Source organism: Flavobacterium sp. OHVDL-2026-0007, from assembly GCF_059882335.1.
This window is the reverse complement of sequence record NZ_CM187612.1, coordinates 1,324,931-1,348,675: the sequence shown is the minus strand read 5'-3', so window position 1 is coordinate 1,348,675 and position 23,745 is coordinate 1,324,931. Positions and strand designations below refer to the sequence as shown.

Sequence of the window (23,745 nt, the reverse complement as noted above, 5' to 3'; positions counted from 1 at the left end):
TCCATATTAAATTAAAAGAAATAAAAAAAAATGAGTACAAAAGTTTATCCTTTGCAGTTTGAGCCTATATTGAAAGAGAGAATTTGGGGTGGTGAAAAGTTAGAAACAGTTCTTAATAAACCGATCGTTTCTAAAATCACAGGTGAGAGTTGGGAATTATCTACTGTAGAGGGAGATGTAAGTGTTGTGGCAAATGGGGTTTTAAAAGGGGAATCATTGTCAAGCTTAATTGATCAAGCGCCAAACGAGATTTTGGGTACAGCGGTGTACTCACGATTTGGAAATCAATTTCCTTTATTGTTTAAATATTTAGATGCACGTGAGGATTTATCCATACAAGTACATCCAAATGATGAATTAGCAAAGGAGCGTCATAATTCTTTTGGTAAAACCGAAATGTGGTACGTGATGCAGGCAGATACCGATGCTAGAATCATTGTTGGTTTTAAAGAAGATTCTAGTAAGGAAGAGTATGTAGAAAATCTAAATAATAAAACCTTAGTTTCTATTTTAGATGATGTAAAAGTAAAGGCAGGCGATGTGTTTTTTCTGGAAACAGGAACGGTTCATGCCATAGGGGCAGGATTGGTTGTGGCTGAGATTCAACAAACATCTGATATTACGTACCGTTTGTATGATTTTGATCGTAAAGATGCACAAGGCAATACAAGAGAGTTGCATGTTGATTTGGCTTTAGATGCGATTAATTACAATAAAGTAGATACGTATAAGAATTATGAAACAGTAGTAAACCAATCCAATGAGGTGGTTGATTGTTCGTATTTCACTACTAATTTTATTCCATTAACGCAGGGGATTACAGTAAACAAGAGTGGAGAGACTTTTACGGTTTATATGTGTATTGAAGGCGCTTTTGAAATTAAACATGAAAACGTTACTTATCAATATAAAAAAGGAGATACAGTCTTGATTCCTGCGGCTATGGATACTTTTGTATTAAAGGGTACTGCTTCGATTTTGGAAGTGTATATTTCTTAAAGAAAAGCCACTGTTTTTACCTTAGGTAAAGTATTGAACCAGACAAGAGTTTTGTTTTTTAACACATGGAAGTTTAGTGTTTGGCGTTGCGATAAAGCGGTTTTGTTTTTAGCAATACATAACAGTTAGACCTCTATGTGTTAAATTATTTTACAAGGGTATATTATAACAATTTTGATTGTTGTTTTTTTTAAAATTTTATTAAATTGCACGCTGAAATTAGCATAAAATTAACCTTACTCTAATATTGGCGGGGGTTTTTGGAGAGAAAATCTAGAAATTACCTCATAGGCTTTAAGTGATTAATGATAAAAATATCGGTTTTTACTGATGATAATTTGTTTATTACACTTAAAAAAAATGATTTGTTCAGAAAAAAAATTACAAAATCGTTTTAGTAACTAATTTTATATATATTTGTGATATCGTTAATACTAGATTAATAGTTAGTTAACATAGTAGGGGATGATGAAGTTGGTAATAAAAAATAAGCTGTAGAAAGCTAAGTGGATTAAGCTGTAATTAGTTTGATTAACAATAAGATAAAGGAAGAAAAAATAAAAAAAAGAAAGGAAGCGATTCTTTTTTTTTGCCTATTTTACTAAAACGTTTTACTAAAACGATTTAAGTTAAATTGAATTACAAAAAGGGTAATTCATAATTTTTTTGACCTGTTTACTATATCGATTTCTTTTTTAAAAGGTAAAAACAACACTTTTTAAAGATTTTAGGGATCGATAGCATGGAATAAGGAAAGACTTATTGATGCGGTTTTAAAGTTGAGTTCAATTTTTACTATTTATAATAAACACAAACAAAAAGAAAACTAAATAAACCAAAGAGAATGCTTATGAAACGAATTTTGGCAGTGTTAGGGATGGTTTTGTTCTGTAGCTTAGGTGCTATAGCTCAAAATCGATTGATAACAGGCGTAGTAGTAGATGCTCAGCACAAAGGAATTATTGCTGCATCGATTGAGGTAGATGGTAGTCCTATTTACGGAATGACCGATGGAGATGGAAAATTTAAGATGAACGTACCTTCAGGTAAGATCGTTTTAAATGTTAGTTCTATGGGTTTTGTATCAAAAACAGTACAGTTACAAGGAACTGAAGAAACAATTTCAGTTACTTTATTAGAGAACGTACAAGAATTAAAAGATGTTGTGGTTACTTCATTTGGAGTAAAAAAACAAAAGAAAAGTTTAGGATATGCTGTAGGTGAGGTAAAAGGAGATGATCTTACCAAAACCAAAGAGGTTAACTTAGGAAATGCCTTGCAAGGTAAAATTGCAGGGGTGAATGTTTCTGCACCTGCTTCTGGACCATCTGGATCTAGTCGTGTGGTAATTCGTGGAGCTACTTCTGGTTCAGGTAATAACCAACCTTTGTATGTAGTAGACGGTATTCCGATCGACAATACACAACAAGGAAATGCAGGTATGTATGGTGGAGTGGATAGAGGAGATGGTATGTCTTCTTTTAATCCAGAGGATATCGCGACGATGTCTGTATTAAAAGGTAGTGCTGCATCAGCATTATACGGATACAGAGGATCAAACGGGGTTATCTTGATTACGACCAAAAAAGGAAAAAATGGAACAGGATTAGGAGTAGACTTTAGTACTAACTCTACGTTCAATACGCCAATTAGTCTTTTGAAATGGCAAGATCAATACGGAGCAGGTAGACCGGTTGATGGAGTTCCTACAAGATTTACTAGTATGAATGAAGCTAGAGAGTACTTTAACTTTAACTGGGGACCAAAATACGATGGTAATCCTGCTATGTATCTTGATGGGCAGTCTAGACCTTATCAAGCATACGGTAAAGACAATATTAAAAATTTCTACAGAACTGGGTTTTCTTTTAGCAATACTGTAGCGGTATCTGGTGGAAATGAAAGCACTAATTTCAGATTGTCATTCGGAAATACGAAAGACGAATCGATTATGCCAGGAACTAATTTTGGTAGAAGTAACGTGTCGTTGAGTTTGAATTCTAAAGTGAATGAAAAAATCAGTATCGAAACCAATGCTCAGTATATGTCTGAGGACAGTCGCAACAGACCATATTTGAATGATGGTTCTAAAAACGCTTCTTTTTCAACAGTATTTTTGAGCCCAAGTAGTGATATTAGATGGTTGAGTAATGCATATGATGCAGATGGTGGTGAAGCAGATTATTTTGGAACAAATAATTACAATACCAATCCTTATTTTGCAACGCGAGAAACTTTAAACGAAGACTTAAGAACACGTTTTATTGGTTCTGCTAAAGTAAATTATAACATTACAGACAAAATATATGCAAAGGGAGTAGTAGGTATTGATGATGTGAATTATGAATTTACGGAAATTGAACCTACAGGTATTAACTATTTGCCAAGAGGTGCTTTTAAAAACAGCATGCAAAATCGTTCTGAATTAAATTCATCTTTTTATTTAGGTTACAGAGGAGACTTGTCTGAAAACTTTTCATTGGATGCTTTTGTAGGTGCTAACCGTCAACACAACAGATTTAGCGGTATTGCCATGGAAGGTAAAAACTTCATCGTACCTTTTAAATATTTCTACGGAAATACAGAACCAGTACGAACTGAGAAATTATTTGCAGAAAGTGAAGTAAACTCTCTTTTTTATTCTGCGGATTTAGGATATAAAAATTATTTATACTTAAACGTAACTGGACGTCAAGATTGGTTCTCTACTTTAGATCCAAAAAACAACAGTACTTTTTATCCTTCTGTGAGCACGAGTTTTGTGTATTCTGAAGTAATGAATTTACCAGAATGGATGTCTTATGGTAAGTTTAGAGCAGGATGGGGTAACGTTGGTGGAGCTTTACCAGATGCTTATGCATTAGCGTTGACTTATACAGCTCCAAACGGACAAACGGATTCTCTTGGTCAACCAATTTTAGGGATCAACGGAAATACAGTTCCAAATAAGAACTTGAAACCGTATAATGTAAGTACTATTGAATTTGGTTTTGAAAATACTTTCTTCCACAATAGAGTAAGTACTGATTTGACTTTTTATAGCAAAAGAACAACTAATGATATCACCGATGCTGACATTTCTTTAGCGTCAGGATATAGAACAACGAAGATCAACGTAGGAGAGATCCTGAATCGAGGAGTTGAATTTGCGGTGAATGTAAAAGCGGTTAAAACAAATGATTTTACTTGGGGTGTAGGGTATAATTTTGCTTACAATGATAGTGAAGTAATTAAATTGTCTGATCAAATTACCACTAAAACTTTAGAAGGAAACAGAGATGCAAGAGCTTCTGTAGTTTTAGAAAAAGGACAACCTTTTGGAATTATCAAAGCTTATGATTATTTAAGAGATGATAAAGGAAATATCGTGATGGGTGCAGATGGTCGATTCTTAAGAGGTGATCTAATTAAAGCTGGAAATGGTGTAGCCCCTACTTCAATGGGTCTTACCAATGATTTTAGATATAAAAATTTCACATTATCAGTTTTTATAGATGCTAAGTTTGGTGGAGACATCTATTCTGCGACTAACCAATTAGGAACACGTTACGGATTTACAGATATTACACTTCCTGGTCGTGAAGGAGGAATTGCTGTAACAGGAACTGATCCTAATGGTAACGCAGTGAACCAACAAGTTTCGGCTTACGATTACTGGAGAAGTTATAGTGATATCACTAAAAACTTTGTGTACGATTCAGATTTTATCAAACTTAGATCGGTTTCTTTTGCCTATAATTTCCCAAAAGATTATATCAAAAAAACACCATTTCAATCAATTAGTTTAGCGGTTTCAGCGCATAACTTATGGACAATTTACAGTGCAACACCAAACATTGATCCAGAGTCTAACTATTCAAATAGTAATGCTCAAGGTCTTGAAAGAGCTTCTATGCCTTTGACAAGAAATTATGGTTTTACACTTAATGCCAAATTCTAATTTTACAAAAAATGAAAAATAAATATATCAAAGTATTGTGTATCGCCTTAGTGAGTGCGATGACCTTTACATCATGTGATAAAGGATTCGCAGAATTAAATGAGAATCCAAATGCTTTAGAAAAGCCAGCAGTAAAATCAATGTTTACACTTGCTGAAATCTATATGGACGGTCAAGATTATTCTAATACTAGAGGGAATCTGGCTTACGCATCTCAAATTGTGCAACATGTTGCTTCTGTGAATGGTGCAGGTTCAGTATACAGTTATTCATCAGAGTATTCAGGATCTCTTTTTGGAGAGACCTATGGTAGTGGATTGAATCAAATTTTTCAATTGCTTTCTGTAGTGCCTAATACGCCAGAGAATAGCAACTTGATTCAGGCTTCTAGAATTATGAAAGTTTTCATGTTTCAAAAGCTTACCGATACCTACGGAGAAGTTCCTTATTTCGAAGCTGGTCAGGGATACAATGGAAATATTTTTGCTCCGAAATATGATACACAAGAGGCGATTTACAACGACCTTTTAAAAGAATTGGATGAGGCTGGTGATGCTTTAGATGCTAACAAAGCTTTTGTTGGTAACGCTGATTTGTTCTACCAAAGTGATGTAGCAAAATGGAAAAAATTCGCAAACTCTTTGATGTTAAGAGTAGCGATGCGTTTGTCAAAAGTAGATCCTGCTAAATCAAGACAATATGTAGAGAAAGCATATGCTAAGGGAGTATTCAGCTCTAATGCGGATAGTGCTGTCTTAAGACATGATGCAGGTCCTCAAGGTGTGAAAACCAATCCAATTACTTCTTCATGGGTTCAGAATGATTTAAAAGGTGGTGATTCAGGAATGAAATACAGCAAGACTTTTATTGATATGTTGAAAAATTCAAACGATCCTCGTTTGAGAATCTATGCTAAATTGGAAGCTACAGGAAGTATGAATCCTGAAGACCAACAAGGTTTGGCAAATGATGCAACAGAATTCCCAGGTGGAGATAAAAAAGTTTTTTCTGATCCAAATACTTTAACGGTATTGCGTTTAGATGCTCCAACTTTATTAATGACCAATGCAGAAGTACAATTCATATTGGCTGAAGCAGCAACTAAAGGATGGAATGTTGGAAAATCAGCACAACAGTACTATGAAGATGGAGTAAAACAAGCCATGACAGGTTTAACTGTTTTTGGAGATAAAGTGGCTGCTGTAAGCGGTGCTGAATATGACGCTTATATGGCGGCTCATCCTTTCAATACCAATGGTACAGAGGCTCAAAAAATTGAGCAAATCATTACTCAAAAATGGATTGTTTTAGTTTTCAATGGTTTTGAAGCTTTCGCAGAATATAGAAGAACAGGTTATCCTACTTTGGTTCCTGTGAAAAGTGCTTTTGGAGAAACGCAAGGAACGATTCCAAGAAGATTAATTTACGATCAGTCTGAATTGGTTACCAATGCAGCTAATTATAAAGAAGCCATCCAACGTCAAGGGTTAGATTTAATGACTACTAGAATTTGGTGGGATAAAAAATAAATTTGGTTAGGTTAGTTAAGATAAGTCGGGTGGATTTTATTCACTCGGCTTATTTTTAAGTTATTATCTTTGGTTTGATATAAAAACAATAAGCAGTGGGGTATAAAGATTGCCAGTAACGTATTGAAATACCTTTTTTTTCGCAACAGTATAACTTTTGCTGAAAAAGATGGAATTGGATATGAGGTAATATACATACAGTGTTACTTATTATTTTAATAGGAAAGAAATTGATGGTACTTAAAATAGGATTAGCTACGGAAGCTGTTATAGCGTACTAAGGTCAAGTTGGGCAGTTTTAAAAAGGAAATGATTTTGGGATATTTTTGTTAGTTATTCTTATTCTGGATCGCAATACCTAAAAAAGGGAAGGTCTGTATTGCGTGAGCAAGAATCCTTCTCTTACTGCCAACGGTTGGTTTCTTTTACTATTTTTGAATAAAAAAATTAGGCCTAAATAATAATTATATTGCGAAATAAAATGGAATGTAAAAAAAGATTTTATTGGTTGGTTGGTGTTTGTCTGATGGGTCTTTCATCAGGAGTGAATGCGCAGAATATGGATATCCAAAAGGGTTGGCAGTACCGTGAAATCAAAACGGCAAAATGGTATCCTGCTACCGTTCCTGGAGAGGTTCATACGGATTTGTTCAACAACAAATTAATTGAGGATCCTTATTATAGAGACAATGAGAAAAAGCTAGAATGGATCGAAAAGAAGGATTGGGAATACAAGACTACTTTTCAAGTAACTCCGGCCACGCTTAAAAAGAAAAACGCAGAATTAGTTTTTGATGGATTGGATACCTATGCTAGTGTTTATCTGAACAATCAATTGGTTTTGAAAGCCGATAATATGTTCCGTCAATGGCGCGTGGATGTTAAAAAATTGATCAAATCAGGAAACAATGATTTGGTGATTGTATTTAAATCAGCGCAAAATGTTGTGGATTCGCTAGCCAAGAAAGATCTTCCTTTTGTTATTCCAGATAATCCTCGCGTATATGTTCGTAAAGCGCAGTACCATTTTGGATGGGATTGGGGACCAAAATACACAACTTGTGGAATATGGAAGACACCACGATTAGAAGCCTATGATAAAAAAGCGCCAGAGAAACCCTATGTGATGAATCGCAAGATTGAGTTGGTACAACAACCCGATAGTATTGGTAGCGGATTTTATTTCAAGATTGATGGGAAACCAGTGTATATGAAAGGAGCCAATTATATTCCTTCGGATGCATTTCTATCAAGAATGACCAAAAAAGAATACGAAAAAGTAGTGGGTATGGCCAAAGATGCCAATATGAACATGTTGCGTATCTGGGGTGGTGGAATTTATGAAGACGATTATTTTTATGATCTATGCGATAAATACGGGATCAACGTTTGGCAAGATTTTATGTTTGCCGGTACTATGGTTCCAGGAGATGATGCTTTCTTTGACAATGTAAAGAAAGAAGTGCAGTATCAGGTGAAACGTCTTCGTCATCATAAAAGTATTGTTTTATGGTGTGGTAATAATGAAGCCGATGAAGCCTTTAAGAACTGGGGATGGCAAAAGAGCATGAAAATGTCCAAGCAAGATTCGACTAAATTATGGCATGACTATGTTCGTTTGTTTCAAGACAGTATTCCAAAATGGGTAAAAGAAGTTGATAATAAGCGTCCTTATGTGAGTTCTTCTCCGTTATTTGGATGGGGTAGAAAACAAAGTATTACCCAAGGAGATAGTCATTATTGGGGTACTTGGTGGGGATTGGAAGACATTGAAGTGGTACACAAAAAGACAGGTCGTTTTGTGAGTGAGTGGGGTATGCAGGCGATGCCTAATTATTCGTCAATCGAAAAGTTTACCAAGCCAGAGGATCGTGTTTTAAATTCCGATGTACTCAAAGCACATCAAAAAGCGGGTAATGGTTTCATGAAATTAGATTCTTATTTGCATCGTTATTTTATTGATTCCACCAAAATAAAGAAAATGAATGTCGAGGATTATACGTATCTCACGCAGTGTTTACAGTATTATTCTATTAAAAATATTGTTGGAATTCATCGTTCCAAAGCGCCTTACAATATGGGGACTTTGGTTTGGCAATTAAACGATTGTTGGCCAGTAGCGAGTTGGAGTATTACCGATTATGATAACAGACAACCGAAGGCGGGTTGGTATGCGATCAAGGAAGCTTTCCGCGATGATGTAATAGCAAAATTAGATGCCGTACGTCCTATAGACTTAAAACTGGAAGATCCACAAATAACTTGGGTAATAAAGGGGAATAAGGTGACTTTAAAAGCTGCAAAATCAGCTAAATATGTTAATGTTTCCATAGCAGGCTATACCGGAAAATGGAGTGATAATTATATCGATTTAGAAGCAGGAGAAGAAAAAGTAATTTCTTTTGAAGGAAAATTAGCCAAACCTGTAGTGAGCGTTTACTCGCTATACGATGTTTTAAATAGGTACAAATAAAGGAGAAGAGGCGCTAAGGACTAAGGGGGGAAATAGGGTTGTAAGGGAAATGCGAACAACTACATCACTCAAGGAAGTTAGTGGCTGAAAAAATAAAAACAAATAGAATGATTGCAAAATACAATAGCGTAGTTTTTAGTGGGATCTTGGCTTTGAGTGTATTCTTTAGCCAACCGGTCATTTCACAACAAAAGAAAGCCAAACAAAAGAGTGTAGATTACACAAAATATGTAGATCCTTTAATTGGTTCGGCGGGTCATGGGCACGTATTTGTGGGGGCAAATGTGCCTTTTGGCGCCGTTCAATTAGGACCGGTAAATGTATTTGAAGGTTGGGACTGGTGTAGTGGTTATAACTATGCCAGTAATACCATTTTAGGATTTACCCATACGCATTTAAGTGGTACTGGAATTGGAGATTTAAATGATATTCTTTTATTACCGGTATCAGGAAAAGTGCCCCTTACTAAAGGGACCAAAGAAGATATGGCAACAGGATATGGTTCTTATTTCTCTCATAAAAATGAAGTAAGTAAACCAGGTTATTACAGCGTTTTATTGGACAAGTATAAAATTAAAGCGGAAATGACCACTAGCGAAAGAGTTGGTTTTCATAAATATACCTTTAATGACGCGACCGATGCGCACGTGATGTTAGATTTAGCAGATGGTATCGGCTGGGATAAACCCGTAAAGACGTTCATCAGAAAGATCAACGCAACAACTCTTGTAGGGTATCGTTATTCTGCAGGTTGGGCTACTGATCAACGTATCTTTTTTACTATGGAATTCTCTGAGCCTATTGCTAATATGGCACTTTATGATCATACTACAGCTGTGGCTGGAAGCGAAGGTGAAGCCGTGAGAATGAAAGCCGTTTTGGATTTTGGAACATTGAAAAACAAACAGGTTTTAGTGAAGGTGGGGATTTCTCCAGTGAGCTATGAGAATGCAGGGGCCAATATTAAGGCCGAGATTCCCCATTGGGATTTTAATGGTGTCGTAAAAGAAGCGACTGCCAAATGGAACAAAGAATTAAATAAGATTCAGATCAAAGCAGCGGATAAAACAATGAAAGTGTTTTATACAGCTATGTACCATACGATGTTCGCGCCATCTATTTTCAATGATGTTAATGGAGATTATAGAGGAACAGATAAAAAAGTATACGAGAAAGCCAACTTCACCAATTATACGACATTCTCTCTTTGGGATACCTACCGTGGTTTACATCCATTGTATACCATTACACATCCTGATAAGATCAACGATATAGTGAAATCATTTTTAGCCATCTATGAGCAACAAGGTAGATTACCGATTTGGCATTTGATGGGGAATGAGACCAATACGATGAACGGAAATCACTCTATTGCTGTTATTGTAGATGCCTACATGAAAGGTTACAGAGATTATGATGTAAACTTAGCGTATGAAGCCATCAAAAAGACGGCTATGCAAACGCGTGAAGGAATGGATTATGTTCAAAAACTACAATATATTCCAGCTGATAAATTATTAGAATCTGTTGGAAATGCCTTAGAGTATGCCATCGATGATTATTGCATTGCCCTGATGGCAAAAGATTTGAACAAAACAGAGGATTTTGAGTACTTCTCTAAAAGAGCCAATTTGTACAAATTGTATTTCGACAAAGAGACTACCTTCATGAGAGGTAAATTAACAGACGGAAATTGGAGAACACCATTTAATCCGCTTTCATCAGCACACCGTAAGGATGATTACGTTGAAGGTAACGCTTGGCAATACACTTGGTTGGTTCCTCAAGATCCTCATGGCTTAATTGCGTTATTTGGAAGCGAAGAGAAATTCTTAGCTAAATTAGATTCGTTGTTCTTGATCACTGATAAAGTAGAAGGCGAAGAAATTTCTCCAGATATTAGTGGTTTAATTGGACAATATGCGCAAGGAAATGAGCCTAATCACCATATTCCATACCTATATGCCTTTGCAGGTCAACCATGGAAGACCGCGAAGTTGATTCGTGAAATTGACGATCTCTTTTATTTTACAAAACCAGATGGTTTGTGTGGAAATGAGGATTTAGGACAAATGTCTGCTTGGTATGTATTCTCAGCAATGGGATTCTATTCTGTGAATCCTGCCAATGGTGTTTATGTGATGGGAAGTCCATTAGTGAATGAGGCCACAGTGCATCATAAAGAAGGAATTTCCTTTACGGTGAAAGCCATAGACAATAGCAGAACCAATATGTATATTCAAAGAGCAGAGTATAATGGAAAACCCTATACCAAATCTTATATCACGCATGATATGATTGTAAAAGGTGGAGAGTTGAAATTGTATATGGGAAGTCAGCCATCTGCAACTTTTGGAGTGAACAAGGCCGATCGTCCTTTGTAAAGAATAGAGATAGCATTTTAAATGCTGCACAGTTTTTAGAATTTATTTTATAGTAACATCATGAAAATAAAGAGTTTAATTTTTTTAGGAGTATTGCAATCTTGTCTTTTTGTAAATGCGCAAGTAAAAGCGATAGACCCAGTAGAATTTGTTAATCCTTTAATGGGAACACAATCTACACCTGGTCTTTCTAACGGAAATACCTATCCTGCTATTAGCAGACCTTGGGGAATGAATTTCTGGACACCTCAAACAGGGAAAATGGGAGACGGATGGGCGTATGTGTATACAGCCGATAAGATCAAGGGATTCAAACAAACCCATCAACCTTCACCGTGGATGAATGATTACGGACAGTTTTCAATCATGCCAGTAACGGGTAAATTAAAATTTACTGAGGAGGAAAGAGGAAGCTGGTTCAGTCATAAAGCGGAAGTTTCTAAGCCGTATTACTACAGCGTATATTTGGCGGATTATAATGTGACTACGGAAATTACCGCTACTGAAAGAGCAGCGCATTTTCAAATTACCTTCCCAGAGAGTAATGAATCGTCTATTGTAATTGATGCTTTCGACAAAGGTTCTTATATCAAAATAATTCCATCTGAGAATAAAATTGTAGGATACACCACTCGTAATAGTGGTGGGGTTTCAGAAAATTTTAAAAACTATTTTGTTTTACAATTCGACAAAGCGTTTGCGTTGAATTATACTTGGCATGATAAAGTTTTAGAAAAAGGTCTATTAGAATTAAAAGACAATCATGTTGGAGCAGTAGTAGGTTTTAAAACAAAAAAGGGAGAGATCGTTAATGTAAAAGTAGCCTCTTCTTTTATTAGTGCAGAACAAGCAGAATTGAACTTGAAGAGTGAATTAGGTACTGCTTCGTTTAAGGAAACTGTAGCAGAATCTAAAAAAGAATGGAATAAAGTTTTAGGAAAATTAACTGTAGAAGGTGGAACGGATGAACAATTAAAAACATTCTATTCTTCCTTATACCGTACGGCTTGTTTTCCTCAAAAGCAATACGAAATAGATGCTAAGGGAGAAATCGTGCATTACAGCCCTTATAATGGAAAGGTTTTACCTGGTTATAAATATGCAGGAACAGGTTTTTGGGATACGTTCCGTGCCTTGTATCCTTTATTGAATTTGGTTTATCCTTCGATCAACAAAGAAATGCAAGAAGGATTAATCAACGATTATAAAGAAGGTGGATTTTTACCAGAATGGTCAAGTCCAGGTTTTAGAAATGTAATGGTTGGAAATAATTCAGCTTCAGTGGTAGCGGATGCTTATATCAAAGGATTACGTGGATACGACATCAACAAATTATACGAAGCTTTGGTACATGGAGCCAACAATGAAGGACCAATGGACGCTGTTGGAAGAACAGGAGTAAAGTATTACAATACCTTAGGTTATGTGCCTTACGATGTAAAAATTAATGAGAATGCAGCCAGAACCTTGGAGTATGCTTATGATGATTTTACGATTTGGAAATTAGCAAAAGCCTTAAATCGTCCAAAGAAAGAAATCAGTGTATTCGAAAAAAGAATGATGAATTATAAAAATCTTTATAATCCAGCAATCGGTTTGATGAGTGGTAGAAATAAAGACGGTAGTTTTCCAGCGAACTTTAATCCATTTAAATGGGGAGATGCTTTTACAGAAGGAAATGCTTGGCATTACAGCTGGAGTGTTTTCCATGATATAAACGGTTTGATAGATTTAATGGGTGGTGAGAAAAAATTCACAGCCAAATTGGATGAAGTTTTCACTACACCTCCAGTATTTGATGATAGTTATTATGGATCGGTAATTCATGAAATCCGCGAAATGCAAATCATGAATATGGGACAATACGCTCACGGTAATCAACCGATTCAGCATATGATTTATTTGTATAACTATGCTGGGCAACCTTGGAAGACTCAGTATTGGTCTAGAGAAGTAATGAACCGTTTGTACAAACCAACTCCGGATGGATATTGTGGAGATGAGGATAACGGACAAACCTCTGCTTGGTATGTGTTCTCGGCAATGGGATTCTATCCTGTTTGTCCTGGAACAGAAGAGTACGTTTTGGGAGCGCCTTTGTTTAATAAAGTGACTTTGCATTTAGAAAATGGAAAACAGTTTGTAATCAACGCACCTAAGAATTCGGAAACTAATAAATATGTACAGGAATTAAAGTGGAACAATACAACTCATACCAAAAATTACATCAATCACTTTGATGTATTAAAAGGTGGTGAATTAAATTTTGACATGAACAGTGAGCCTAATTTACAAAGAGGAACTACTGCTACAGCTTATCCATATTCTTATTCAACTTCAAAATAATACTATGCAATCACGTAGAAAATTTATAAAAAACGCTGGGATTTTTTCAGCAGGATTATTAGCCGTTCAAACGCAAGCTTTTGGAATGCCATCGGATGTCTTTAATTTCACAGTTAAGGATTTTGTATCCAAAAGACCGCCGCTAGCTGAAAGAAAGTTTACCAGTAAAGCTATTGAAGCAGCTATTGTAAGAATCAAAAAACAAATCGCCAATCCAGAATTAGCTTGGTTATTTGAAAACTGTTTTCCCAATACATTAGATACAACCGTGGATTTCGAAATCATCGACGGTAAACCTGATACTTATGTGATTACAGGTGATATTGATGCGATGTGGTTGCGTGATAGTACAGCCCAAATATGGCCGTATATTCCTTTTATAAAAGAAGATAAAAAACTAGCAGAATTGGTAAAAGGGGTGATCAACCGCCAAACCAAATGTATTTTATTGGATCCTTACGCGAATGCTTTCTATAAAGATTTCACACAAGTAAGTGAGTGGAAAAATGACATGACCAAAATGCAGCCGGGTATTCACGAGCGCAAATGGGAAATTGATTCTTTGTGTTATCCAATTCGATTAGCACATGGCTACTGGAAAGAAACGGGTGATATCAGCCTGTTTGATAGCAAGTGGAAAGAAGCGATGCTTTTGGTATTGCAAACCTTCACAGAGCAACAAAGAATGCATGATAAAGGACCTTATAGTTTCCAACGTGTTACTGCTTGGGCTACTGATGGTGTGCCACTAGGTGGATACGGTTATCCTGTAAAACCATGTGGATTGATTGTCTCTACTTTTAGACCAAGTGATGATAGTACTTTGTTTGGATATTTAATTCCAAGTAATATGTTCGCTATCGAAGTGCTTGGATATCTTCAAGAAATTTTCTCTATACCAGCATTGAAGGACGATGCTATCGTGGCTAGAGCAAAAGAAATGCAAGGACAGGTTCAAAAAGGATTAGAAGAAAACGCGATTATTGAGCATCCAAAATTTGGAAAAATTATTGCTTTTGAAGTGAATGGATATGGTAGTTTCCATATGATGGATGATGCTAACGTACCGTCTCTATTGTCATTACCGTACTTAGGAGCAATAGAACCAGATAACGAACTTTATCTCAATACCCGTAAGGTAGTACTATCGGAAAACAATCCGTTTTTCTATACAGGAAAAGCAGGACAAGGTATTGGAGGTCCACATACAGGAGCCGATACGATTTGGCCGATGAGTATTGTTTTAAGAGCCATTACCAGCGTAGATGAAAAAGAGATTAGAATGTGTATTAGTAATTTGATCAAAACCAATGCCGATACTGGATTTATGCACGAGTCCTTTCATAAAGATGATGTAGCAAAATTCACTCGTAAGTGGTTTGCTTGGGCCAATACCTTATTTGGAGAAATGATTGTACATACTAGTAAACATTATCCTCAAATTTTAAAAGATAAAAACCTCTAAACCTAAGTAGTGAAACACTAGGGGTGTGGAGTAGAAGATAAAATATTAACCTAAAGAAAAGAGAACCATAAGAGAGGGAAAGGGAAGCGCAAAAGTTCCTGTAATTTTTCGTCTCTTAAGGGTTCAATTAAAACACATAGACAAGAATGAAGAAAGCATATGCCGTTGGATTAGACATTGGTGGTACGCATATTACCGCGGCGGTTATTGATATTGTAGATATGAAAGTGGTGGATTTGTCTTTATACAAAGAGTCTTTTGATTCGAATAAGACAGTAGATGAAGTAATGTCCATTTGGAAAAATGCTATTCGTACTTCAATCGAAAATTCCAAAGTGGAAAGTACTACAGGATTAGCTGTTTGCATGCCTGGACCATTTGATTATACCAATGGAGTTTGCTGGATTAAAGGACAAGCTAAATACGAGCAATTTTATGGTTTGAATGTACGAGAGTTATTTCAGGATAAATTAGATCTTACCAACGATTTTCCGATTCTTTTCGAAAATGATGCGGTTTGTTTTGGTAAAGGAGAAGTATTTAAAGATACCGATAATCTTGCCAAAAAAGTCATCGCAATTACCTTGGGTACGGGATTAGGAGCTTGTTTTATTGATAAAGGAGTTTCGATCACTACTGGAGATTTAGTGCCTAATGAAGGAGAGTTATATGACCTTCCTTATAAAGACGGTATAGCGGAAGATTATATATCGGTACGTGGACTATTAGCAGGTTATTTGGCTTTAAGCGGAAAGCAGCTCAACAATGGTTTAGAGCTATACAATCTAGCTAAAAGCGGGGATGCCTTAGCCATAAAATCTTTTGAGAATTTAGGAGAAGATTTAGCGGCTATTGTTAGTCCGTGGTTTGAGAAGTTCTCAGCTGACGGTTTTATTATCGGAGGAAAAATTGGAAATGCAAGTGAATTTTTCTTGCCAACATTCCATAAAAAAATACAAGAAGCGGGTTGCGAAGTGACCGTTTCTATTTCTTTAGATAATGAAATAGCGGCATTATTAGGAGCAACTAGTTTGCTTTACCAAGCCTAGTTTTGTAAATTTATGAGGACTATTGTAGTCCTATAAAAAAGATAAGTTTCGAGAGAGGATTCCTTAGTAGGAGTTGCTAAATCATAGTGGACTTATTGATTATATTTTATGTAGTATGACAAATTCAAATCGTAGAAATTTTATAAAAACCGCCGCGATAGCTTCAGTGGCTGTAGCCTTGCAATCTTTTAGTACGGATTCAGAAGAAGAACAAGTAGTTGTAAAGAAAAAAGGAAAGAAACCCATTGTACTGTCTACATGGCGATTTGGACTTGGGGCTAACGAAGCTGCTTGGGAAGTGTTGAAAAAGGGAGGACGCGCTTTAGATGCTGTAGAAGCAGGAGTGAAAGTTCCAGAAGCAGATCCAAAAGAAAGAAGTGTGGGTTATGGTGGACGTCCAGATAGAGAAGGACGCGTAACACTAGATGCTTGTATCATGGATGAAATGTCCAATATTGGTTCAGTGGGCTGTTTGGAAAATATTAAACATGCTATTTCAGTGGCCAGAGCCGTGATGGAGAAAACTCCTCACGTGATGTTAGTGGGGGATGGGGCTTTTCAATTTGCCCTTTCACAAGGTTTTAAAAAAGAAAACCTATTAACGGAAGAGTCCGAAAAAGAATATAAAGAATGGCTTAAAAATAGTGAGTACAAACCGATTGCCAATATTGAGAATCACGATACCATTGGTATGATTGCTTTGGATGCTGATGGAAATCTTTCAGGTGCTTGTACCACTAGTGGAATGGCTTTTAAAATGCACGGTCGTTTAGGAGATTCACCTATCATCGGAGCAGGTTTGTATGTAGACAATGAAATTGGAGCGGCTACCGCAACAGGACATGGTGAAGAAGTAGTGCGTATTGCAGGTTGTCATCTAGTGGTGGAATTGATGCGTCAAGGAAAGTCACCTCAAAAAGCTTGTGAAGAGGCTGTTTCGAGAATTGTCAAACTAACTAAGAATAGAAAGAAAGAATTAAAAGATATACAAGTAGGTTTTATTGCTTTGAATAAGGCAGGTGAGTATGGTTCTTATTGTGTTCAAGGAGGCTTTAATTATGCCGTTTACGATGATACAGGGAACAATCTAATTGATGCTGATTCTTTTATCAAATAATATAATATAAGATCTAGAGCATACAGGTAATGTTCACTGATTTTAAAATGCGCAAGGCTCCATTAGGAACTTTGCGCATTTTTTTGTGCGGTATACAGGCGTTTGCAAATAAGGAAGAGAGCTACTTGTCGCTTAGTTTTTGATCAGGGTGTATTTCGATGTAGTGGGGTCATTGGGATTATTTTTATTTCAGAGCTAGGGGTGCTCAAAATAATAAGTATCTTTATTGTAAGATAAATTGTCAATTTGAGTAGCTAAGGATAGGGGGAATTCCGATAGAAAATGATGATGATAAGGCTTTTTTGATTGCAAAGGAAGGGGATAGTAATAGTAAGTAAAACATCACTAGGTATGAAATTTTTAAAATCAGTTGTCATTTGTTCAGTTGTAGCATTTTCTTATTCACCGCTAAAAGCTCAGGATTTAAAGCCAGGATTTGATAAAGCAGAATATAAAGAACTCATTTATATCGCCACGCGATCTACGGAGTCACCTGAGAAAGCCAAAGAGATTCCACTACCAGAACACTCTAAATTGGTTTATAAAAGTAAACCTATGGGTTTGGATAATCAGTGGGAACTATGGTTAAAGGATGAGCATACCGCCGTATTGTGTACAAGGGGTACTACAGAAAAAGGAGAAAGCTGGTTAGCGAATCTCTATGCGGCGATGACACCGGCTAAGGGAAGTTTACAAATTAGCAATTCGGTGACTTTTCAATACGAATTATCTACAAATGAAAAGGCTGCCGTTCATACCGGCTATTTGTTAAGCACTGCTTTTCTTTCTCAAGAGATGTTGCCCAAAATAGATTCTTGTTACCAGGCAGGGATTAAGAATTTCTTGATCATGGGGCATAGTCAAGGTGGAGGTATTAGTTATTTGCTTACAGCGCACTTTTATAATTTACAAAGCAAAGGAAGGTTAGCGGCCGATATTCGTTTTAAAACCTATTGCAGTGCAGCTCCTAAACCTGGGAATTTATATTTTGCTTATGATTACGAACAGCAAACACAAAATGGCTGGGCGTTTAATGTGGTAAATGCCATAGATTGGGTACCTCAAACTCCTTTTTCTGTAGAGACGCCCGAAGATTTACCAGTAGTAAGTCCAATTACTATGTTAGAAGAAACGATAAAAAAGCAGACTTTCTTTAAAAGAATGTTTTTAAATATGGTCTATGGAAAACTAACGAATCCCTCTCGCAAAACAGTGAGTACGTATCAAAAACTATTGGGTAAAGAGATGGCAAAGAGAGTGCAGACCTATTTACCAGAGTTTGTGCCTCCAAAATTGTATCCTAGTAATAATTATGTGCGTACGGGACATACCATAGTGTTGTACCCAGATCCAAAGGATGAGATCTTTTTCTCAAAATTTCCTAATGACAGTAAGGATTTAATGATACACCATTCTTTTCCACCTTATTTATATCTTTTAGAGCAACTTAAGGAGTAGGTGGTAGGAAATAATTAGGAATCATAATTTTTGGAAAGGAACGGGCCGTGGAACGAAATAATGTCTTTTGCAGGATTATTTTGTTACCCGTAAAATAGTGTATATTTAAAACTTTATAATGGAAAGACTGTTGAAATCTTAGCAACAGTCTCTTGTTTGCCAAGTAATCAGAATTACAATCAAAAAGAAGTCAGGGAGAAGGATCTCGGCTTGATACTTTTTGCAATACTAATATATTTATTTTATGAAAGAAGAGAATAAAGAACTGCCACGTAGAAGGTTTATCAACAAGCTTTCCAGCGCTGGAGCACTTGGACTTGTAGGGAGTTTACTTCCACTTGATGTTTTAGCCAAGTCAATAGAACAAGATGTTTCTATCTCAGCAATAGAAGGACATTTGTTTCTAACAAAGCCCTATCTTCAAGTTCCATCTCCAACAAGTATGACCATAAGATGGATCACCAATCTGCTTTGTCACAGTTGGGTAGAATATGGGGAAGGAGCGACTTTAAACCAGAAGGCACAGCACATTACCGCAGGATTGGTGGATGCGAATAATAGGATTAATGCCGTTAGCTTACAAAATCTTAAACCAGATACACTTTACAGCTATAAAGTATGTTCTAAAGAAATTACCTCTTTTGAACCTTATGCTTTAAAGTATGGGGAAACCATTGTCAGTGACGTCTATAACTTTACGACGCCTAAAGAAAATCCTCAAGAGGTATCATGGTTAATTATGAATGATATTCATGACCGTCCAAAATCAATTCCCCATCTGATGAATATCAATGGGAACGATCCTTTTGATTATGTGTTCTTTAATGGTGATATTTTTGATTATCAAGAAAACGAAAAACAGATAATTGATCATATGATTACCCCTTGTACGGATACTTTTGCCAGCACTAAACCCTTTTTGTTTGTTCGTGGAAACCATGAAACAAGAGGGAAATATGCACGGGAACTATCCAACTATTTTTCTACTAAGAATGATAAAGGATACTATGCCTATCAGTGGGGGCCCGTTTTTAACATCGTTCTAGACACAGGGGAAGATAAATTAGATACACATCCTGTGTATGGGGGAGTTGTTGATTTTGATAATTATCGTATCGAACAGGCCAAATGGGTTGAAGAAATAATGAAGTCAAAAGCTTTTAGAAAAGCCAAATACCGTGTGGTCATGATGCACATTCCCTATTATTATCCAAAGTATGAAGGAGATGGACATGGTACTATTCATTGTCGAGATTTGTTTTCGCCGCTCTTTGACAAATACAAAGTGGATCTGATGATATCCGGACACACACATCGCTATGGAATTCATCCTCCAACAAGCGAACACACCTATCCTATTGTAATCGGGGGAGGGCCACAAGAAGGGAATCGTACTCTAATAAAGGTCAAGGCTAATGCCCAAAATTTGAAGGTTAAGATGTTGAAGGATGATGGAAGTGAAATCGGCAATTATTCGGTTAGAGCTAAAGGATAAAATTATATTGTAGAAAAATAACATAACAGTTAAAGAGCCACTCCATTTCGGACTGGCTTTTGACTTTTAATGCATTTAAAATATTTAAATGTCATGGAAAAAACAGGAATTGCCATGATATCATTTAGAAGAAATTGTTAAAATATTCGTTATATTTGATAACCTACTACTTTTCAAATAGCTAGGGTAGGAGTAACGAACCCCATTCTTTTTGATTCCAATGAGTGATAGACCAGAAGTTTGTTTTTGTGTCAAATTTTAAAGTGGTGTATGATTGGCATATGGAAGAATAGGTTGAAAAAGATGTTTTTTAACCCAATAATAGATAGTAATTGTGACTACAACAGAATTTTTAACACGACTTGCAGTGGCTACATTGGCAGGATTAATTATAGGTTTTGAGAGACAGTGGCATCATAAGGAAACGGGGTTGAAAACCAATATGTTAGTAGCCACTGGAGCTGCAGCCTTTGTTTTGTTGTCCATAAAAGTTGCAGCAACTGGGCCGAATATTGATGTAACCCGTATTACCGCCCAAGTAGTTATGGGGGTGGGCTTTTTGGGTGCTGGAGTCATTTTTAGAGAGGGACCTAATGTACACGGACTAAATTCCGCTGCCACCATATGGTGTAGTGCGGCTATTGGCTGTATTGCCGCTTCGGGTTTTTTTACAGAGGCTTTAATTTGTACCTCTTTGGTAGTGATCCTCAATACGGTAATTGAACCACTAGAGGAATGGTTAAAACGCAGAAAATAAGTGGTTTTTCGAAATGGTCTGCAACAAGTTCTTAGGTGATTTTATCTGCTTTGCGTTTAGGACGTTTGATTCTGGATCGCATAAATTGAGGTACAAAACAAACCAAAAGATGTTCGCGTTTCCAACGATGACATTTTAAGAAAAACACCATGGAAACAAACAAAAATACCGCAGAGCCTATGGCTACCTCAAATGGGTAAGCAAGTATATTCTCTTGAGGAATAATCATAGGAACAAGGGCAATAGCACAAGCAGGGGCAAAGGGTTTTTTGACTATTTCAAAAAGAAGAAATAGACATAAAAATAAGAGCAATACAGTATGCAGCTCAGACCATCCTAAGACGTTATGGAGATAATGCTGAAAGAATGTTCCAATAAAGGCCGATATTACCACTACTAGGTACACCTGTAAGGGTCTGTTTCTAAAACCTGATGAAGAAGAGCTGAACTCAATAAACATAACCACTAAAGGAGGTACAATATAGTAGAGTTTTCCAGTATACACTGGAAGAGCAGCGATCAGTAGCAACCAAAAAAGCAAGCGACCAAAATGCCTTTTACTATGTTTATAACGCCCTTTTTTAGGATTAACAGCAATAGGGCGACGCAGTTCCATTTTTTCAAGCACCCATTGTCCAGCAACCACCAAAAGGCTCATACCACAAACCGCAATGGGATACACAACGGAATCAGTTCCCAGTAATACAGGTAACATGGCCGCCGAGGTGATCGGTATTAAGGTGGTTCGCGTTAGAATCAGACAAAGGGAAGTAAAGGAAAAGGAAAGGGCAATATTAACTAAAAGCGGAAAAGGGGAATATCGGACAACTAAAATTCCAAAAACGGCACAGAGTGTCATGAGCAAGACTAACATGGGTCTGCTCACAGTCCATATTTTTTTGTCAATAACCCACAAACCCAGTGCCAACGCAGCCATCTCGGGAAAGAGAATTTCTTTTTCTTCCAACCATTGTGAAGCGCCAACCATTAGGCCAATGATAATCAAGGCCAAAAAGTATCGGATTAGTTTGAGTTTATTCACTTTTGGAAATGAGCTGTTTTTGAAGTAGTAAAAGGGTTCTTTTAGTATGCTTGTTTAAAGCAGGCTTAGGCCTGCTTTAAAAGTTTTTTAGCACTGTCGGAAGCGACAAGTAAACCTCCAGCCATCATAATAATGTCTTTGATCACCAAACGACCAGCTCCAGAAAGATAAGGAAAGCCATAATGAGGTGTAGGTAGATCGCCTCCTAAATTGGGTACCCAGGTTTCTGGAGTAGTAATCAAAAAAGTAAGGGTAACTAAAGACATACCCGCTGTGAGTAAGCCGCCATAAAGCCCTAAACGACTATTGAAAACACCCAATACAGTAAGCAAACCAATAACGACAATTACAGTTCCTAAGGCATAGGAAAAGTTATAGGTTCCGTTCTGCGTATGCCATTGAATATTCTTAGGAACGACTTCTCCTTCTTTATTTTTATAGTCTTTATATTCAGTAGGATGCTGATAAACGAAACTCATCAATGGACTGTTGGCCACAAAGGGCACTATGCCATCTGCTTCATAGGGTATGGCTTTAAGCCCACCGATCCATACCATTACAATAAAAATGGCGATGCGCATTAAATTAAAAAATTGACCTTGTAATTCTGCTAATATTCTTAATATGTTCATGTTGTATGATTTAAATACAAAGTTACTACAATAGTAGTTGGGATGACATGGACAGATGTGGATATTACCTAGACAGATCTGCTACTATGGATATTCCTACATTTTCCCGGAAAGCAGTAGGGGTAAGACCAGTATGTTTTTTAAAATACCGACTAAAGTAATTTTCATCGTCAAAATGAAGTTCAGTGGCTATTTCTTTCATGCTTTTATAAGTCAGATGAATCAACTTTTTAGACTCCAGTATGACTCTCTGATGAATTAAAGCAGAGGGTGTTGTTAAGAAATGCTGTTTGCAGATTTTCGAAAAACTATTAGGGGAGAGCCCCATTTGAGCCGCATAAAAAGAAGGCTGTCTTTGGGTATGAAAATTATTTTCCAGTAAGGTTTTAAAGTTCATTAATGGATGATGGCTATTGTTTTGCTGCTCAAGAATAACTTCCTTGGATTTGATTTTACTGCATAAAGCGAGAATCAATTGCAAATAAGCTCGTGCTACTGCTGTGGCATAGGGATTGGTATCTTCGAGTTCAATAATGAGTTTCTCTAGGATATAGTCTAATGCTGCATAGTCCTGATTTTCTAAATTGACAAAGGCTTTTTGGTAAATGTTATTAAATAACAAGCCGTTGCAGGCCACTTCTTTTTTGTGGTACTCAATGCAATAAAAATCACCGTGAAATTGAAGTCTTCTTGTTTTTAGAGAAGCTGCAGTGGTAAAGTGTATAATTTGATAGGGAGTGGTAAACAAGGCAATTTTACCCTCAAAAGAAAATTCTACTAAATCTACGCTTACTTTGCCCTTTCCTTCCAAAATCAGTATGGTATACAGAGGAGAACCACCACACTGGTTGATATCCAAAGTATTGCTTTGTTGAATGGTACAGCCGATTTGGCTTGATGATTGATCTTTCATGGGGGATCTTAATTACAGTGGTGAGATGAATGTTGCCCGTTCCAATATCTAATTTCTCTTTATCTGCATATATTTAGATATAAAATGGATTTCGGTTAAATTTAGAAAGTCCTATTACTACAATTTTTCAGTAAGCCAACATGATT

The 23,745-nt window shown here is 36.5% G+C and carries 15 protein-coding genes; 12 read left to right on the top strand and 3 right to left on the bottom strand.

Translation table 11 applies throughout. From position 1 onward, the window contains the following. Nucleotides 1-30: 30 nt before the first annotated feature. From AC51AA_RS05200 to AC51AA_RS05145, 12 genes are all read left to right on the top strand, one after another. Entirely contained in the window at nucleotides 31-999 is a 969-nt protein-coding gene (locus tag AC51AA_RS05200; protein WP_500704672.1) for a type I phosphomannose isomerase catalytic subunit, read from the top strand. Nucleotides 1,000-1,849: 850 nt separating this feature from the next. Further along, on the top strand, nucleotides 1,850-4,939 hold the full coding sequence (locus tag AC51AA_RS05195) for a SusC/RagA family TonB-linked outer membrane protein (protein WP_500704671.1): 3,090 nt from the start codon (nucleotides 1,850-1,852) through the stop codon (nucleotides 4,937-4,939). Nucleotides 4,940-4,950: 11 nt separating this feature from the next. Beyond that, nucleotides 4,951-6,468 (top strand): SusD/RagB family nutrient-binding outer membrane lipoprotein, encoded by a 1,518-nt coding sequence (locus AC51AA_RS05190; RefSeq protein ID WP_500704670.1) that lies wholly within the window; start codon nucleotides 4,951-4,953, stop codon nucleotides 6,466-6,468. A gap of 481 nt (nucleotides 6,469-6,949) precedes the next feature. Next, nucleotides 6,950-8,941 carry a beta-mannosidase gene (locus AC51AA_RS05185; RefSeq protein ID WP_500704669.1) on the top strand — a complete coding sequence of 664 codons (1,992 nt, stop codon included), beginning with the start codon at nucleotides 6,950-6,952 and terminating at the stop codon, nucleotides 8,939-8,941. Between the two features lie 107 nt (nucleotides 8,942-9,048). Continuing rightward, nucleotides 9,049-11,325, top strand: a complete 2,277-nt coding sequence (locus AC51AA_RS05180; protein ID WP_500704668.1) for a GH92 family glycosyl hydrolase — start codon at nucleotides 9,049-9,051, stop codon at nucleotides 11,323-11,325. A gap of 60 nt (nucleotides 11,326-11,385) precedes the next feature. Next, nucleotides 11,386-13,671, top strand: a complete 2,286-nt coding sequence (locus AC51AA_RS05175) for a GH92 family glycosyl hydrolase (protein ID WP_500704667.1) — start codon at nucleotides 11,386-11,388, stop codon at nucleotides 13,669-13,671. 4 nt (nucleotides 13,672-13,675) lie between these two features. After that, entirely contained in the window at nucleotides 13,676-15,136 is a 1,461-nt protein-coding gene (locus AC51AA_RS05170; RefSeq protein ID WP_500704666.1) for a glycoside hydrolase family 125 protein, read from the top strand. A gap of 146 nt (nucleotides 15,137-15,282) precedes the next feature. After that, nucleotides 15,283-16,185, top strand: a complete 903-nt coding sequence (locus AC51AA_RS05165; RefSeq protein ID WP_500704665.1) for an ROK family protein — start codon at nucleotides 15,283-15,285, stop codon at nucleotides 16,183-16,185. Between the two features lie 115 nt (nucleotides 16,186-16,300). Next, on the top strand, nucleotides 16,301-17,302 hold the full coding sequence (locus tag AC51AA_RS05160; protein ID WP_500704664.1) for a glycosylasparaginase: 1,002 nt from the start codon (nucleotides 16,301-16,303) through the stop codon (nucleotides 17,300-17,302). 351 nt (nucleotides 17,303-17,653) lie between these two features. Further along, on the top strand, nucleotides 17,654-18,760 hold the full coding sequence (locus AC51AA_RS05155) for a lipase family protein (protein WP_500704663.1): 1,107 nt from the start codon (nucleotides 17,654-17,656) through the stop codon (nucleotides 18,758-18,760). 244 nt (nucleotides 18,761-19,004) lie between these two features. Next, nucleotides 19,005-20,255, top strand: coding sequence for a purple acid phosphatase family protein (locus AC51AA_RS05150; RefSeq protein ID WP_500704662.1), 1,251 nt, complete (start codon nucleotides 19,005-19,007; stop codon nucleotides 20,253-20,255). Between the two features lie 334 nt (nucleotides 20,256-20,589). Then, nucleotides 20,590-21,012 carry an MgtC/SapB family protein gene (locus AC51AA_RS05145; protein WP_500704661.1) on the top strand — a complete coding sequence of 141 codons (423 nt, stop codon included), beginning with the start codon at nucleotides 20,590-20,592 and terminating at the stop codon, nucleotides 21,010-21,012. A 31-nt stretch (nucleotides 21,013-21,043) separates the two neighbouring features. Here AC51AA_RS05145 and AC51AA_RS05140 read toward each other — a convergent pair whose 3' ends face one another. The 3 genes from AC51AA_RS05140 to AC51AA_RS05130 all read right to left on the bottom strand — a co-directional run bounded on the left by AC51AA_RS05140 (nucleotide 21,044) and on the right by AC51AA_RS05130 (nucleotide 23,599). Further along, nucleotides 21,044-22,054, bottom strand: a complete 1,011-nt coding sequence (locus AC51AA_RS05140; protein WP_500704660.1) for a hypothetical protein — start codon at nucleotides 22,052-22,054, stop codon at nucleotides 21,044-21,046. Nucleotides 22,055-22,119: 65 nt separating this feature from the next. Continuing rightward, the gene (rclC, locus tag AC51AA_RS05135) at nucleotides 22,120-22,686 is read right to left on the bottom strand and encodes a reactive chlorine resistance membrane protein RclC (protein WP_500704659.1); all 567 of its coding nucleotides are present in this window, start codon (nucleotides 22,684-22,686) and stop codon (nucleotides 22,120-22,122) included. 64 nt (nucleotides 22,687-22,750) lie between these two features. After that, nucleotides 22,751-23,599 carry a helix-turn-helix domain-containing protein gene (locus tag AC51AA_RS05130; protein ID WP_500704658.1) on the bottom strand — a complete coding sequence of 283 codons (849 nt, stop codon included), beginning with the start codon at nucleotides 23,597-23,599 and terminating at the stop codon, nucleotides 22,751-22,753. Nucleotides 23,600-23,745 lie beyond the last annotated feature (146 nt).

What these genes read in the sequence shown, in the direction of transcription:
- AC51AA_RS05200 (WP_500704672.1), top strand. Translation starts at nt 31, where the DNA reads ATGAGTACAAAAGTTTATCCTTTGCAGTTTGAGCCTATATTGAAAGAG.
- AC51AA_RS05195 (WP_500704671.1), top strand. Translation starts at nt 1,850, where the DNA reads ATGAAACGAATTTTGGCAGTGTTAGGGATGGTTTTGTTCTGTAGCTTA.
- AC51AA_RS05190 (WP_500704670.1), top strand. Translation starts at nt 4,951, where the DNA reads ATGAAAAATAAATATATCAAAGTATTGTGTATCGCCTTAGTGAGTGCG.
- AC51AA_RS05185 (WP_500704669.1), top strand. Translation starts at nt 6,950, where the DNA reads ATGGAATGTAAAAAAAGATTTTATTGGTTGGTTGGTGTTTGTCTGATG.
- AC51AA_RS05180 (WP_500704668.1), top strand. Translation starts at nt 9,049, where the DNA reads ATGATTGCAAAATACAATAGCGTAGTTTTTAGTGGGATCTTGGCTTTG.
- AC51AA_RS05175 (WP_500704667.1), top strand. Translation starts at nt 11,386, where the DNA reads ATGAAAATAAAGAGTTTAATTTTTTTAGGAGTATTGCAATCTTGTCTT.
- AC51AA_RS05170 (WP_500704666.1), top strand. Translation starts at nt 13,676, where the DNA reads ATGCAATCACGTAGAAAATTTATAAAAAACGCTGGGATTTTTTCAGCA.
- AC51AA_RS05165 (WP_500704665.1), top strand. Translation starts at nt 15,283, where the DNA reads ATGAAGAAAGCATATGCCGTTGGATTAGACATTGGTGGTACGCATATT.
- AC51AA_RS05160 (WP_500704664.1), top strand. Translation starts at nt 16,301, where the DNA reads ATGACAAATTCAAATCGTAGAAATTTTATAAAAACCGCCGCGATAGCT.
- AC51AA_RS05155 (WP_500704663.1), top strand. Translation starts at nt 17,654, where the DNA reads ATGAAATTTTTAAAATCAGTTGTCATTTGTTCAGTTGTAGCATTTTCT.
- AC51AA_RS05150 (WP_500704662.1), top strand. Translation starts at nt 19,005, where the DNA reads ATGAAAGAAGAGAATAAAGAACTGCCACGTAGAAGGTTTATCAACAAG.
- rclC (WP_500704659.1), bottom strand. Translation starts at nt 22,686, where the DNA reads ATGAACATATTAAGAATATTAGCAGAATTACAAGGTCAATTTTTTAAT.
- AC51AA_RS05130 (WP_500704658.1), bottom strand. Translation starts at nt 23,599, where the DNA reads ATGAAAGATCAATCATCAAGCCAAATCGGCTGTACCATTCAACAAAGC.